The organism is Flavobacterium kingsejongi, assembly GCF_003076475.1.
GTDB classification, from domain to species: domain Bacteria; phylum Bacteroidota; class Bacteroidia; order Flavobacteriales; family Flavobacteriaceae; genus Flavobacterium; species Flavobacterium kingsejongi.
The window spans coordinates 2,785,780-2,800,819 of the sequence record NZ_CP020919.1; the positions used below are offsets into that span (position 1 = coordinate 2,785,780).

The window sequence follows — 15,040 nt, forward strand, 5'->3', positions numbered from 1 at the left end:
TTTTACTTTTGAGCTATAGCTTAATTGTATTTGAAACTTAGGTGGATCTCCTCACAATCCTCGTACAGCCGGGTGAACGTGAGGTATAACATGAGCGTATTCTCCGAGAGCTCCCGGATGAGTGTTTCAATGGTATGGTCTGCCTGGTCTTTGTAGTCTGTTATTTTGAATTCAGCATCCATTAGTTTGGAGATGGTGATAAAGGTTGCTTTTTCAACGGCCTGGTCTTCCAATTCGTCCCAGTGAGCCGCAATATCATGCTCCGATTCCAGGTATTCGATCGTCTCCGGTTTGTTGTTCGTAATAAATTCAATTACTTTCTCATTCACTACAGGTTTTAATTCCCGATGTACCAAGGAAGGTAAAATGATAATTTCAGGAATCTTATAGGTAACAAAGAGTAATTTTTCCATAGCATCGGATTTATATTGCATGATTAATTTTGTTTAAAATTATTACATGAAATTACGGCGACTAAATCCTAAAGTTCTTACACTTCTTTTTCTTTTTGTTACATTTAAAAAGGGTATTTTCTGGTTTGACATTCGGTTAAAAATGGTTTTGATAGTGTATAGATTATCTTTTTTAGTGATGAAATACAGGCATTGCTAAAAAAAATAGGAAGGATGAATGTTGATTGTTAGTCTGTTAAAGTAGAAGCTTGAAAATGTCTAAAAAAAAGTAGGGAAAAGTTTTTCAAAATCAAAAAAGCGTTCTATATTTGCAACCGCAATCAGGTAATGATCGCGACATACTGGAGAAATGGCAGAGCGGTCGAATGCGGCAGTCTTGAAAACTGTTGACTGTAACAGGTCCGGGGGTTCGAATCCCTCTTTCTCCGCACAAGATCGGGAATACCTTTATTTATAGGGCTTCCCGATTTTTTATATAAAAAAAGGTAACAAAAAGGTAACAACTTTTATTTATCACCTGATTGAATAACTCTCCCCTCAGACATTTTAATTTTTAAAAACAATTAAAATGAATTCAATCTTCACAGTTCCAAAATTAGTTTCTTATCGAGAACCTGATAAGCAGTGGTTTATTTTTTTTAGATATCAAGGTAAATTGATCAAATACAAAAAAGGAATCAATTATATCAAAAATTTTAAAGAGAGATCTCTTGCTGCTAATGCGTTGAAATCTGCATTATATCAAAAGTTAAAGCAAGGATGGAATCCTCTTGTTCCCGAAATAGAAGCATTAGATCAGTCAATGACTTTGATTCAAGCAATTCATTTCGCATTGGAAAAGAAAAAACCTTTTTTGGCCCCTAAAAGCTATTCCGGGTATAAATGCACTGTGAACTTTATAGAGGCTGCTATAATTTCATTGAAACAACATAATCTCTTAATAAATGATGTAAAGCGTGTTCATATAAAAACTATTATTGAACAGGCGAGGAAGCAACGTAGCTGGTCGAACAACGCATACAATAAGCATCTTAATCAATTAAAAGCTATTTTGAGTGAATTGATCCAGTGGGATATAATAGAGAACAATCCAGCATTTAAAATTAACAATTTACCTGTTGCAGAAACAAGATCTAATATCCCAGCAAGCTCTGCACAACAAAGCATAATACGGGATTCATTACAGAAAAACCATCCTGATTTTTATTTATTCATAATTACTATTTTTCATACCGGAATTAGACCACATGAAATTTTATTAATAACCCTTGAAATGGTTGACTTGAAAAATAATCAGATTATACTTCCGCATGAAATAACTAAAACCCAAAAAGAAAGAATAGTACCAATTAATCAACATTTAAAATTATATTTTGAGTTACTAAATTTACACCAATACCCGAAAGATTATTACCTATTCGGTAGCTACAGAGAAGCTACCAAAGGTAATCTTGGAAAACATGATGATTTTATACCAGGTCCTACAAAGATAAAAAGGGATACTGCCACTCGCAGGTGGGAGAAGTTGGTAAAAAAAGGATTAGGAATTGACGCAAACATGTATTCAAACAAACATGCAGGAGCTAATGCAAAGATTTTAGCAGGTATTGATCTGGATGCATTAAGGGAATTGTATGGTCATACATCAAAGTTGATGACAACTAAATATGCCACTGTAATCAAGCAAGTAAACAGGCAGCAAATAATGGAAAAATCACCTGAATTTTAATATCAGGTGATTGGAAGTTATGGGCGCATAATTCTGGAAATTCTATAAACTAAAAATCCAAGAGCAGCAATCGCACAACATCCACCAAAACACGAGAGCATCACAACCCATTTAGGCATATACTTCACAGGTATTTCCCGGGTATCTTTAATAATTTCTTTGGTATGCACTGTAGCATTGTTTATTGTAGTCTGATTATCTGTGGGTCCTACTTTAATTAAAGCACGTAGCTCTTTTAAGACATCATCGTACATCAATTGATATGAGTTGTCACCGGATGATTTTGAAGAGTTTAGATTTGAAAGAATTTTACTCACTGCAGAATTCACAGCACTATCAAATTTTTGATCACCGGTTTGGCTTTGGGCAATTTTAAATTTCAAACTATCTATAATCGCTTTATTCCGCTCAATTGTTGTTAGACGGTCAGTATTTACAATTACTTCCTTTTGTTCTTCTCTTTTTTCCTTGACTACTTTAGTTGTGCCGCATCCAGTAGCGGTAATCAACATAAAAAAATATAATATATTTTTCATAATTTTTTTTATTATCGTTTTACTTTATCGACAAGAGCATCAATCAATTCTTTAGCTCCTAATTTCGCAGCATCAAATATTGCGACCAATACCTCTTCCATCTTTTTTTGTATTATTTTGCTATTGGAACTCATAAAAGCACATATCGCATAAATCAAAAACTGTTTTAGATGAAAAAACTGATCGAATATTGCATACCCTATTATAGCTATGAAAAAACCGAATACAGCTTCTGACATGAACCAAAAAAAAGTAAGCTTAGTTCCTGAGTAAATTCCTTTAATCACTCTTACGATTACCCCAAACATTACAAATAGTGAAAACATAAAGCCTTCTTTTATCTCCTGGGAGTAATCTTGCCATATTTGGGTTAAAAAATCTTTCATCCATTCCAACGGGCTTTAGTCCCACGTATATCATAGTGAGTAAATGTCTTGTAAATTCCGATACCGCCCTGTTTCATTTTTCCGGAAGCAATTAATTTTTCAATTCTATCCGCAAGTTGCTTTGGTGTAAAACCTTTGGCGCGAATATCACCGGCATTCCCTTTCGGATGTTGACTATTTAGAGCGCCACCTATCTTTTTATTGTAAGAAGGGGAACGGTACCCGCTATTGATGGTTATTGCCACACCGATATCCTCCCGAAGTACTTCCAAGTTGGCTACTAACTCAATGAGATGAGGTAATATTTCCTTAGGTGTTACGCTGCCATCGTGGCATTCAAATTCTTTTAGTGTAAAATGTTCTGATAAATTCATTGATAAAGGTTTTAGGTTAGTAATGCATTTGGTAAGGGAGCTCGAAGTCTGTAAACATTGGCCGTAGGTTCATAGGTGACATCCTGAACGCGGATGTGAACCATGTTATCTTGAATGTAACAGCCGACTAATCCTTTAATAGAGATTTCGTAATCGGTTAATGAGATTCGGATAAATTTCTCAGGATCCAAAATCCCACTTGGAATAGTTCCGATTACTACATACGCATTAGTTGAACCAAGTCCGGTTTGGGTGATGTTGATATCCAGGATAAACGTGTTTTCCTTAACGCGATATCTGAAAGCGTTTACTGTGAAGTTGCCCGGCAGATTGGTTGGAGTTAAGTTTGTCCAGGCGAAATCCTTTTTTAGAATTACTTGACCAAGATTAACCGCATGATCTTGCATAATTGCAGCAGGCACCGATACCGGTCTCTGATAATAGCAGTATCCGTCAGGGTGTATACTGTGTACCAAAAGATTAGGGCTGTTCTGATCAACTCGGACAATCGTATCAAAAGTGCCTGTGAAGCTATAGTTGGCAACCAATAAATGCTCTCGGGTATCAGGATTACCTATAGTATTTCGAAAAACTAATATACCTGTCCTCAGCGATGCAGAGCTCACTTCAGTATTAGTTCTTATTGATCCGACGACGTCGAGCTTGACTGCAGGATTAACAGTCCCCAATCCCCAGTTTCCGTCCGGATTACAATACATTTCGGGAACATAAGAACCTGAGCTGTTACTAATTTGCCTGCTAATAGCAAAATCCCCATATGCTTGGGAATCTCCCTGAACAGACCAAGACCGGGAATCCGTTGCATTAGGATTCGCGATTGTTTTTAAAACTGGCGCGACAATAGAGTTTGTAGTCCTTAATTCGTTTTCAAATATTTTTTGACCTTGTATAGTTTGGTTGCCTGTGGTTCTTACCGTCCCCGGATCAGGGTTGGTCGAAGTAAAAATGGTACCTAATTGTACGCTATCCACCATTGCTTTTAATTGGCTCCCGTCCCATCCAATACGGATAAGATTCCCACCCCAACCGGGAAAGCCTCCGGACACTACCTGTTGCTCATTCATTACCTGATTCAATCCCAGGTATGTTTTTACAGAAATAGCATTTGCCGGAATCCACTTTGAAGTATTGAGGCTTCTGGCCATGATCAAACTGATATCACCCACAGCTGCAGGGGTATCTTCATAGGGAACGCCTCCAAGCCCATTGGATTGTACTGAAACAATGTTCCATATTGATCCCGGAATCGCATTGCCGCCGTTCGTATCAACTTTGTTTGCTTGCAAAGTATTGATCGAGTTGTATTGCGCCAAATTAACATCGTCGATCCCATTAAGGTAAGATTGCAAGCCGGTGATGTTTCCGATTGATAGTATTACAGAAGATATCGGATGCCCCTCAGTATCGCGGAGTTCTAATAAATAAGGGTTGCCGCCATTAAACGCAATGCTTTTTGCCAGGTTAGAAACAAATGCCGACACGGGTACCTCCGATAGTATTTCCCCAGCATCATTTCTTAGCTCCAACATTTCCGTCGCATCATTATAAAAGAAAGTCGTGCCCTCATTATTTAAAAAAGCAACGTTCAATGTGGCCAGAGTGTCTCCGGAACCATTTTGCAAATAGACTTCCTGTGCTGCTTGGTTAGCTATCAGGTTCAACCCATTGATATTATCATATATGTCGGCTAAAAGGGCTATATCCCCATTTTTATTTTGAAATGACTGATTTTTATTTCCGGTGAATCCACCAGAAATCCCGGCTATATTTAATGTACCAGCACCTTTTGCGATTTGAATTAAATTTCTTCTTACTCCGATGTATTCATTTCCACTATTTGCCTGGGCAAATACCCCATTACCAGTAATGGTTGTGTGAGATCCGGTTCCTGTGAATTCAGCTGTTTTTGTTGTTGTACTTCCGGCTGTTAATACACTTTCTAAATTTTGAGTACCATTAGATAATAATTCCAGTCTATTTTGCCCTGCTGAATACCTATACTGAGCAATACCACCGGCCGGTATAGAAATATCCCCCATCCAGTTGTTAAAAAATTTAACAAAATCACCGGCAAAATTATTACGTATTATCAGATTAGCGGTTCCAGAATTTATATAAGTAAAAACAATACCGTCGTAGATATTATCTGGATCACCATTGAAATACATGCCCGTAATCTGGGTAGTATTATTTGTAAATCGGATTGTAGTTTTTTGATAAAAGTTTACTGCCCCGTAGTTTCCGGAAACTGCAAATATTTGTTCGCCTTTTTCAGATTTCGGAATATAGAAAACACCAATTTCAGGATCGGTAGGATCACTTATATTTGAATCCGAAATTAACAATTCTGTAACTAAGACAGTATTGAAGGGTATATTGGGTCTTAAAGCAATGCCATTTCTTTCCAAACCAGTTATTCTTACAAGCTGAGATGCTGTATTTAAAACGATGATATCTCTTCTTATTTTCCCAGTCTCACATAATGGAATAGGAATAGCAGTTTCTATTAAAGTAGAATATATTATGTTGTTTATTGAACCTTGAAGTGGCGGAACTTTTAACTCATTTTCATCTAAATATATTTCCCCATCTATTGAAATCAATCTATTGTAGGCACCTTGATTAACAGCAGAAATGATCTTTTGTATTTCTAAGCTTTCTGAGACCCCATCTTTAGAAACATGAAATTTAGAATGAGGATCAATTGTTATTTGTTCCGGAAGTTCTTCAATCCTTTTTGCATTAATTGTTATTGCATTAAGGGCTAAAGTTATTTGTTGTAGCTTTTCAGTGACAAATGATTGAAAACTCATGATTCATAGCGTTTTATTATTTACAAAAGTAAGAAATAAATACCTCTATTTATAATCATTCTAAATAGACTTGACATATTTACAAAATTTAATTCCTTTCTCTGTTAAAATTAAACCTTGACTATCATTTGAATGAACCCGCTAACATAAATTAAATTTATTTAATCGTTTTGTGGGAAACCGTAAGGAAATTAATTTTTTTATTTCGAATAGATTAACCAGCAATTATTTATGCAGAATAATTATCTTTGTGGTATGGCAATACTTTTTTTATTTGTTGTTTTTGTTGGCGGTGGCTGGATGGTGGGAAAGCTATTTGGCAGTATTTTTTTTAATCGAACTAAGAACGGACAGACACCAAGAAGATATATTGATCGATCCAATAATATTGTTCATCATCATCACCATCATTACCATGATAATAGAAGTGTCAATATTAATGGCGAAGAATTTAAAAATATTCAAAAATAAAGCGTACTCCATTTTTATCGGTGGTACTTAAAACCCTCCTGGTTGCAGACAGGAGGGTTTTTACTTAGTATCTCATATAGCCAGAATCAGTTTCGATTAATCCCGGTACCTCAATTGCACTTCCATCATAATCAAGGCTGCCGCTATTTTGACTATTATACACACCACCGGTTTTGATCATTGTTGCAGTAAGCACATATAGATTTGAATCTTCCAGCGGACCTTCAGTATTTAAACTTGCATTTTTTACATATCCAACATCATTTATGAGAACCTTTTCATGGGAAAGTGCCAAGCAGGCTTTACGCCACAGTTCTTTTGTGAGTGGTTCAAAGAGGAAATCGTCTACTTCGTATAAATCAGCATTCAAAAGGATAGCATTGGTATCAGTTTTATGAACTTCACTTTCCTGATCAGTACGGCCAGAAACCTTTGTAAATGGCAATCTAATTCGATGCTGGATTCCGGTACTATACATTATATCTGTATTGGTCGTATTCCAATACTGTATTTCCATTACATCATCATGCTTAACCTTTATCCATAACTGTTCACTCAAATGAGTTATCACTGGAAATGATGCGCTTGAGTTTACTAATTTCACTTGGATTCGCTGGTCAATATAATTGAACATATCAATTTCAAATTCATACACCTCATAGTTGAACCGGTTGAATATTGATCCTACGCGAATCAGCTCCAATAAAGTTGATGGATATGTAATTACTAACACTTCGGCATTTTTGCTTTCATCATAAATAATCTCTTCTATCAGGAACCATCCATTATTCATATTGACATAATTTCCAGAAATAGCCCATTCAGGAAGGTTACCATTCAAGGCATGTGAACCAATAATGGCCCCTGAATTATAATCATAGATATTACCTGAGACAAAATATATTCCAGTCCGGCCACCACCTAAGTTATATCTTCGGGCATCTCGTCTGTCTGTAATTCCAATATTGTTGGTCATCTTAACTACTGGCACGTTGACTTCTGTCAAATCTCCTTTAATTACAGTTGCAATATTTGAGTTATAATTTGACTTGAACTGTGTTGTGATGATATCAGCCGATTGAAATTGCTGGACTTCTTTGTAAGGTACCAGGACATCAACCTCGCAACTTAAAGTGTTTTCATCATTCTTATAATTTGCGCTATCACCGAAGGTTATCCTATTAGCAAATCTTATGGAATTGGATTTTGAAATGTAAAAATATGGATTTTGGACCCCAAATTCATCAACAATGAAAGGCAGAGTAATTGAACACCCATAATTATCCCGTACATGCAAAGTATAGGAATCTGCTATCAGCCCGGCATATATGTTACTTGGTTGCCAGGTAGCATTATCCAATGAATATTCAAGGGTAAGCCCTGCGACATTTATTGAGTTAATTACAACTGTTCCCCCGTTCGGGCTTGTATTTATTGTTAGGCTAAAATTTGAAGCATTTAATGTGTCAGGTGATTGAAATGATCTTGTTATCTGTGTTCCGCCCGCATTCTTTAATATGATATCTCCGATTTGAGATCTGAATACCTCTATTATAAGCGGGTTTGAATTATTCGATAATACCTCAACTGGAGATAACATTTGAATAGCTAATGAGCTGGTTTGAATACTCATTTTAATTCGGTTACACTGGTTTGTATCCGCAGGTAAAAAATTGACAGATGTAACAGAAAAAGGATCTGAAGTATTATTGACTATTTCGAATGTAACAGTACCATTGCTTTGGGGTAAATGAAATCCAAAATCAGGACTATTTACCGTGATCGAAACTATATTCAGTTCCCTGCTTATCGTATAGAAATTGGTAGAATTAAAATCAAGACTTATAGCAGCAAAATAGTTGATGGCACTTCTTTCACCACCTATGTACGTCGGTATCCCCGAGGAAACTTCACCAAATCCGGCACGTAGTCCTACCCATGTTTCCTCTAAATATATACTAAGTTCACCAGGATTTGTGAGATTCTTTAAAGCAAATTTCACAAAGGCCCCTGTGTAAATATCGTTTACGAATTTTATTTTTATAACTGAATTTGCCATATCACTATCTATTTGCTTTTAAAACTGTCCAAATCCCTTTACCGTTAGGCTTTAGGTTGAACAGATATCCTTTTTCTAACTCGTTTTTTTCATTCATAAATTCAACCAACCCATAAAAGTTTGGAATTTCTCTTCCCAAGATTGTAGTCGTACCTTCAACCATTTGCATTATTCCAAAATCACAAATATGTTCGAATTCTATTTCCTCCGGAAAGAAACGAGCTCTTTGCAGTTCGGAATTTATAATATTTCCATTTTCAGCATATTCATTACCATTCCCAGGAGTAGACGTTGGCATCAAATTATAACCAGAATCACTTCTAAGTTTGGTTTTTAAATTACTATTCGCAGTGGAGCTGCCATAACGGACATAATCAGTAATGTATGTTTTGAAGCCACCCGCGTACCACCAACTATGCCGTAATAAAATATTAAATGGAGAAAACCGAAGATTAGTTGCTGTTTCCGGTGAAAACACGCCCGTTGGAGCACTAACAAAATCATCCTGCCATGTTCTTTGGCTATATATGTTTCCGTTCTTTCTTTTAAGGTCCATCAGGAATATATTATCATCGTAAGGAGTATCTTCCGTATTATTCAAATCTTTTTGTTTTCTCCTGGCAAATTCCATCCCATAAGCATCTGCACGATATTTGGACAATTTGGAATAAGTAGATTTTATCCTATTGATGATAGTTGTAAAATTTGATTTAGCGTTATACTCATCAAGTCCCATAGCTTCTTCATAATCCCCGCCTTGCTCATATCCAATTTCTAAAGCAGAATAATACTTATCTGTGGCAACCGTTCGCTTGACATTATTTACTTGATAAGGCAGCCTAATAGTCACATTATTATTATAGAAATAGCTTAGTTCTTCAAGTCGGATTCTTTCCTTATATCCTACGGTTTCAATGCCAATTCCCACATTCCACACAGCATCTAATGATGTAATGAAATCTTTGAATGAAGTCGTAAGAGGCTTAAAAAGGTTTTCAACTTTAGGAGGGCCAATAGTTGGTATTGGCAATTTGTCAAATCCTCTGACCCAAAAACCATGAGCCATACCAGTCAATGATGCTTTCCCGTCCTTTGAATATCCTATATCGGTTCTTCCCAATAAATCAGAGAAAAGAGCACTGCTTTGATTTGTACTTATTGCAATAAGCCGCTCACACATTTCATGTGCTAATAATGCCTTAGTAGATGTTTTATCAAAACGGCTATCTTCTTCCAGGGATAGTTTCCCAGATATCTCAGTTGCTATTGTTTCCATAGCCGCATTAGATCCACCATTATTAGCAAAATCAGTTCTATTCATCAATTCTAAAGAAATGCTATCACCAGGAGCAAGGTCAATTGTACCTGACCAATCCGGTACCGATAACATTTGATTGTTCCGTGTGTAAAATGATGCTAAACTTTTATGGCCATGTCGCGGTCCCACATCAAAATATAAAAGAGGGATCCTGTTTTTAAAATCTAATGTTCCTCCATTTGAATAAACACCTATATACATTCCATAAGATGTGACTTCTGCGTCATCTGCCAGGTCAATGCTGTTTTCTTTGAAACCAAATCTAAATTTCATTTCTTGAACATCAATTTTTACAGTTCTTGATCTGTTAGAGTTAAGAAAGAACATCATACCTATATTTCCATTATCATAGGTACCATTAACTTCAACGTATGTAGCCTCAACATTATCATGTGATTTATTAACTAAAGAAAGAGGAACACCAACACTTTCAGCCCTTACATTCCCCGCATTACTTTGTACCCTTGTAGAAGCATAATCATCAGGTGTCATTACTTCAAAAGTACTTTTCAGAAATATGCTTCGGCCAATAAGCTCAACGGTTTTTGTTTCTAATGGCAGGATTGGTTTACCATCCATAGTATCTAATCGGTCAATCTCAATCTTTTCAGTTTCTCTTGACTTAAGGAGCGGTTCAATGCCACCGGAGTTGAATTTTACAGATACTTGATTTCCTTCACGCTGCCAGGTAGAAAGGTCCAGATATCCTCGATATGTCAAAGTCCATATATCAGTTTGCGGATGCTTCTCATCTCTTATTAATTCAATTTCAGAGTTTATACCATAAAGATCATATTCAAGTTGAATAAAGTCAGCTGCACTATCTACAAATTTAAGTGAGTTTGAAAACTTAGCAATTACACCATGATATTGTTCGTGTCTGGAAAGTTCTTTCTCGTCGGTATTCCAACCCACAGGTTCTGTTATAATAAGGGAGCCTGTATTTTTAGATCTAAGAGTATATCGTACTCTATCGTTATATGATAATTGAAAGTTTGGCATTAGCTCCAGTTTTTATTTTTAGATTTCCATATCTCGTGAGGAATATCAATTTTTGGCATATTAACAATTACGTTTTGTTTTTGATTTTTGATAGCTTTAGTATTCTCCCTCATCTCTTTTAAAATTTCTTCATTGAAACCAGGATCAAAATACTGAGATGCTTGAAAATCTGTCAACATACGTCCCTGATTATTAATATTAGCCATCATAGCACCATATTGTAATTGTTTTTGATAATCTTCCATAGATTTGTGGACCTTATCACCGGCGTATAGTTGAATCAGAGTATCAGTAGCAGGAGTAATAAAAACTTCCCCAGATTTACGCTCAACAACCTCGGGTATACCACCATCTCCAACAATAGCTTTCTCCTTCGGTCCATTTTTTCGACCATCTTTATACTTAGGAATAGGAGTTGCTAAAACAGCTGCAGTATTTACCGCGCCAATGGCTCCTACCAAGATTGCGGCTGCACTTCCAGCTATAGGACCTAATTGCGCATAAGCCTGCATTATACCTAATGCCGTAGCTGTACCGATATTTACAATTTTTAGTGCTTTATCAAATATTGCCTGTTTGACCTGTTCCTTTCTTTTTTTCTTCTCTAATTCTTCACGTCTTTTTTCTTGCTCTTTTTCAATGACTTTTGTTTGAGAATCATCACCTTTGGCTGCTTCAAGGAGTTTTTTATAATATTCATCACTTTTTGCAATTTCATCATCAATATTTGAAATCTTTTTTTCGAATAAAGCATTAGCAAAATCACCCAATGAATTGGTTAAATCTTGTGACATTTCAATAATAATATCTCGAAATGCTCTTTCGGATTCAATCTTATCCTCAACTCCTACAATATATTTTTCATTACCTAATTCATTAAATGCTGTTTTTGCAACTACAAGATCATTCTCTAACTTTTCTCTCAGTTGAGCAGATATCCTGTCAGCCTCTACTTTTTTGTCATTAGTAAGTAATTCATTTTGCAAATTATCAATCTGCAATTTTAAAGCGAGCATGGCACCACGCTTTTTAATAGCAAGCATTCTTTGCTCATGCTCTTCAGCTGCCTGTTCTATTAACTCCGCATTTTTACCTGCTAAATTTAGAGCTTGTTGGTAAATATCGTTTTCAACTAATAATGCTTTCTGAATTTTAGTATCCTCCAATATTTTTAGTCGTTCTATTTTCTTTTGGACTAATTCAACCTCTTTATCATTGATTGCCTGTCTATCTAATAAGTCTTTTTCTTGAAGTATTTTTTTATCAGCATAATATTTTTCAAGAATTAGCTTCTCATCAGATGTCATTTTTTCTGTTGCAACTTTCCCATCAACAAGTGCTCTTACTTTGACCTTAGCATCTTCTATGAATGCGTCCTGTTTTGCTTTACTAAGTTTTTGAAGATCTCTTTTGTCCAGCTGATAATTTAGCAATTCGAATTCTAAAGTTTCTTTGCTTTTAGATTGACGCAGTTGCTCATTGTTAAATTGAGCCTCTAATCTTTCATCAAGATTTTTCTTATCACTATCAATTATTTTCTGATTTGCATCGATTTCATTTTGATATCTGAATTGAGTAAGCTGATAAAGAGCATCGCGCAATTCTTTCATTCGTTTTATACGATCGTTTGTTTCCTTTTTATCAACAGCCCCAGCTTTTTTGTCGCTATATATCAAATCTCTTTCTGCTTTTAATTTTGCTATTTCTGCTTTGATTTCCTGACCTCTATTTCCGGATTTAGCAGATAGTTCTTTGATTTTATCCTCTTGCTCTTTGATTAACCCATCTATAACTTCTATTGTTCTTTCGGCATCCGGATCAACTTTTCCACCGGCACCGTCATTCAGTTGCTTCTGAACTGAAAGCCTCCTTTGAAGAGTCTCAATGTTTTTATTTGTTAAAGCAAGGTTTTCTTCATTGGCTATTCTGGCTTTGAGATATATTTTGAGTTCATCATTAGTTAGATCGCGCCATAGTCGGAAGACGGTATTCTGCACCTTCAGTACATCATTTCTTCGGGTGATAACACCGATACCTTCTAATTTTAAACCATTCGCATCTTCTTCAGTTACATTTAATATCCGTGTTGTTTTCTCATACTCCTTAAGATTTGCAATGTTTTCTTTGATCTTTTCCTTAGTCTCAATTTCGTATAGCTTGCGTTTTGATTCGATATACACTTTTGTTTTTGCAGTATTAATCTCGAGAGCTTTGCCATATTGGTCCATCTTAGTAGTTGAACCCGGTACCGTTTTACTGAGTATATCCAAGATGGCATTTAGCTCTTTTTGCTCAGCGGTATTTCGGTTGGTTTTTTTTATCAATTCCTCATATCGGTCTGATAATTTCCCGATTGAAATAATGTTTTTATCATTAATATCTCGGTTTTTCAAAAACTCAGCCGTGTCTCGCTTCACAGCTTCTTGATGGGCTTTAAGTTTCCGGTTCTGTTCTTCGATAGATTCATTAAATTTGTTGAAGTAGTAGATTGCCGCAACTATAGCTGCAATTATAAGCCCCAACGTATTTGCTTTAAGAATAGCTGTAAAACGTAACCAAGCCGCGCTGGCGATATTGGTTGCTACAGTATTTGCACCTTGTGCTACAGTAACAGTTTCCACGGCCATAGTGTTTTGAGCTTGGGCAACTGCATTAGTTGAAGTAGAGACTGGTCGAAATTTTGTGTAAACAGTTCTTAGTGTTTAATATTACACCTTTCTCCAAATATGACCAAGAACTGATTCATGATTAATCCCCAGCTTGGTATTGCATTTATCCAGCTTTTTTCACAATTTTGTATTGCTAAATAGACTGATTTCTTGACGCTTTTTTCATCTGGGAACTGCACTTTTGTTTTGGTATATTTTCTAATTCCCCTGTTTAAGTTTTCTATTGTATTTGTGGTGTACATTATTTTCCTGATTTCAGCAGGATAGGCCAAAAAAGGCATGAGATTTTCCCAATTCTTTTCCCAGGAGCAAACGGCATATTTATATTTTGCTTCCCAGTTTTTTTTAAATTCAGCCAGAGCTAAAACGGCTTCTTCCTGATTTATTGCAGTATATACTTCTTTCATTGCACTGCAAAATGCTTTTCTATCCTTAACTACTACAAACTTAAGGCTATTCCTTATTTGATGAACAATGCAAAGCTGGGATTCTGTATTTGGAAAAACACCTCTGATAGCTTTTGTAAATCCGGTAAGGTTATCTGTACAGGCAATGAGAATATCCTTTACTCCACGAGATTTTATGTCAGAGAGTACAGTCATCCAAAATGAAGCCGACTCTTCTTTATTTAGCCACATTCCTAATACTTCTTTCTTACCATCTGTTTTTAGTCCGATTACAATGTAAATTGCATGGTTTTCATATTTCCCATCTGTTCTTACTTTCATATGCACAGCATCCATCCAAACAATCAGATACTGTGGTTCTAAAGCCCTTTTAGTCCATAAATCAACATCAGCCAGTATTCTATCAGAGATGGTCGAAATCGTGGACTCACTTACTGATATCCCATAAACTTCTTTAACTTGTTCTACAATATCACTACGGGTCATTCCACGACTGTACATTCCTAAAATAGCATCTTCAATCTTTTCACTCATCGATTGGCCTTTTCCGATGACCTGAGGCTCGAATTCACCATTTCTATCCCGGGGAATAGCCAGGACCATATTGCCCAAAGTCTCTGATTTTATATTCTTTGAGAAAGAACCATTACGGCTATTGCCTGTATTGTATCCGTCAATATTATGCTTCTCATATCCCAGATGAGCATCCAATTCTCCCTGGAGTAGCTGTTCAATGCCTTGTTTATACAGGTCTTGAAAAAAAGTATGGAAGTCTTCTTTGTTTTTAAATTGCTTTGCAAAATCTTTGGGTAATTTACCATCTTCGATCATAATCCGCTCTT

The 15,040-nt window shown here is 36.0% G+C and carries 11 protein-coding genes and 1 tRNA gene; 3 read left to right on the plus strand and 9 right to left on the minus strand.

Going from position 1 to position 15,040, the window contains the following annotated elements:
- Positions 1 to 20: 20 nt before the first annotated feature.
- Positions 21 to 434 carry a hypothetical protein gene (locus FK004_RS12335; RefSeq protein ID WP_108737524.1) on the minus strand — a complete coding sequence of 138 codons (414 nt, stop codon included), beginning with the start codon at positions 432 to 434 and terminating at the stop codon, positions 21 to 23.
- Positions 435 to 756: 322 nt separating this feature from the next.
- Between FK004_RS12335 and FK004_RS12340 the strand changes: the two genes are divergently transcribed.
- Positions 757 to 841 (plus strand) — tRNA-Ser (locus tag FK004_RS12340).
- 140 nt (positions 842 to 981) lie between these two features.
- On the plus strand, positions 982 to 2,142 hold the full coding sequence (locus tag FK004_RS12345) for a tyrosine-type recombinase/integrase (RefSeq protein WP_108737525.1): 1,161 nt from the start codon (positions 982 to 984) through the stop codon (positions 2,140 to 2,142).
- Between the two features lie 17 nt (positions 2,143 to 2,159).
- On the opposite strand, the gene FK004_RS12350 is transcribed toward FK004_RS12345, so the two are convergent.
- From FK004_RS12350 to FK004_RS12365, 4 genes are read right to left on the minus strand one after another with little or no spacing between them, the layout of a single operon-like run.
- Positions 2,160 to 2,678 (minus strand): hypothetical protein, encoded by a 519-nt coding sequence (locus tag FK004_RS12350; RefSeq protein ID WP_108737526.1) that lies wholly within the window; start codon positions 2,676 to 2,678, stop codon positions 2,160 to 2,162.
- Between the two features lie 11 nt (positions 2,679 to 2,689).
- Positions 2,690 to 3,064: a hypothetical protein gene (locus FK004_RS12355; RefSeq protein ID WP_108737527.1), complete on the minus strand. Its 375-nt coding sequence runs from the start codon at positions 3,062 to 3,064 to the stop codon at positions 2,690 to 2,692.
- A complete protein-coding gene (locus FK004_RS12360; RefSeq protein ID WP_108737528.1) occupies positions 3,061 to 3,438 on the minus strand; it encodes a YcbK family protein in 378 nt (125 codons plus the stop codon). The genes FK004_RS12355 and FK004_RS12360 overlap by 4 nt, the downstream gene beginning before the upstream one ends.
- An 11-nt stretch (positions 3,439 to 3,449) precedes the next feature.
- A complete protein-coding gene (locus FK004_RS12365; RefSeq protein ID WP_108737529.1) occupies positions 3,450 to 6,272 on the minus strand; it encodes an autotransporter outer membrane beta-barrel domain-containing protein in 2,823 nt (940 codons plus the stop codon).
- A gap of 231 nt (positions 6,273 to 6,503) precedes the next feature.
- Between FK004_RS12365 and FK004_RS12370 the strand changes: the two genes are divergently transcribed.
- A complete protein-coding gene (locus tag FK004_RS12370; protein WP_157956094.1) occupies positions 6,504 to 6,743 on the plus strand; it encodes a hypothetical protein in 240 nt (79 codons plus the stop codon).
- A 64-nt stretch (positions 6,744 to 6,807) separates the two neighbouring features.
- Here the strand turns inward: FK004_RS12370 and FK004_RS12375 are convergent, their stop codons facing one another.
- The 4 genes from FK004_RS12375 to FK004_RS12390 all read right to left on the minus strand — a co-directional run bounded on the left by FK004_RS12375 (position 6,808) and on the right by FK004_RS12390 (position 15,029).
- Positions 6,808 to 8,802, minus strand: coding sequence for a hypothetical protein (locus tag FK004_RS12375; protein WP_108737531.1), 1,995 nt, complete (start codon positions 8,800 to 8,802; stop codon positions 6,808 to 6,810).
- A gap of 4 nt (positions 8,803 to 8,806) precedes the next feature.
- Positions 8,807 to 11,122, minus strand: coding sequence for a hypothetical protein (locus tag FK004_RS12380; protein ID WP_108737532.1), 2,316 nt, complete (start codon positions 11,120 to 11,122; stop codon positions 8,807 to 8,809).
- The gene (locus FK004_RS12385; protein WP_157956095.1) at positions 11,122 to 13,743 is read right to left on the minus strand and encodes a hypothetical protein; all 2,622 of its coding nucleotides are present in this window, start codon (positions 13,741 to 13,743) and stop codon (positions 11,122 to 11,124) included. Before FK004_RS12385 ends, FK004_RS12380 begins: the two co-directional genes overlap by 1 nt.
- 74 nt (positions 13,744 to 13,817) lie before the next feature.
- Positions 13,818 to 15,029: an IS256 family transposase gene (locus tag FK004_RS12390; protein ID WP_108735429.1), complete on the minus strand. Its 1,212-nt coding sequence runs from the start codon at positions 15,027 to 15,029 to the stop codon at positions 13,818 to 13,820.
- Positions 15,030 to 15,040 lie beyond the last annotated feature (11 nt).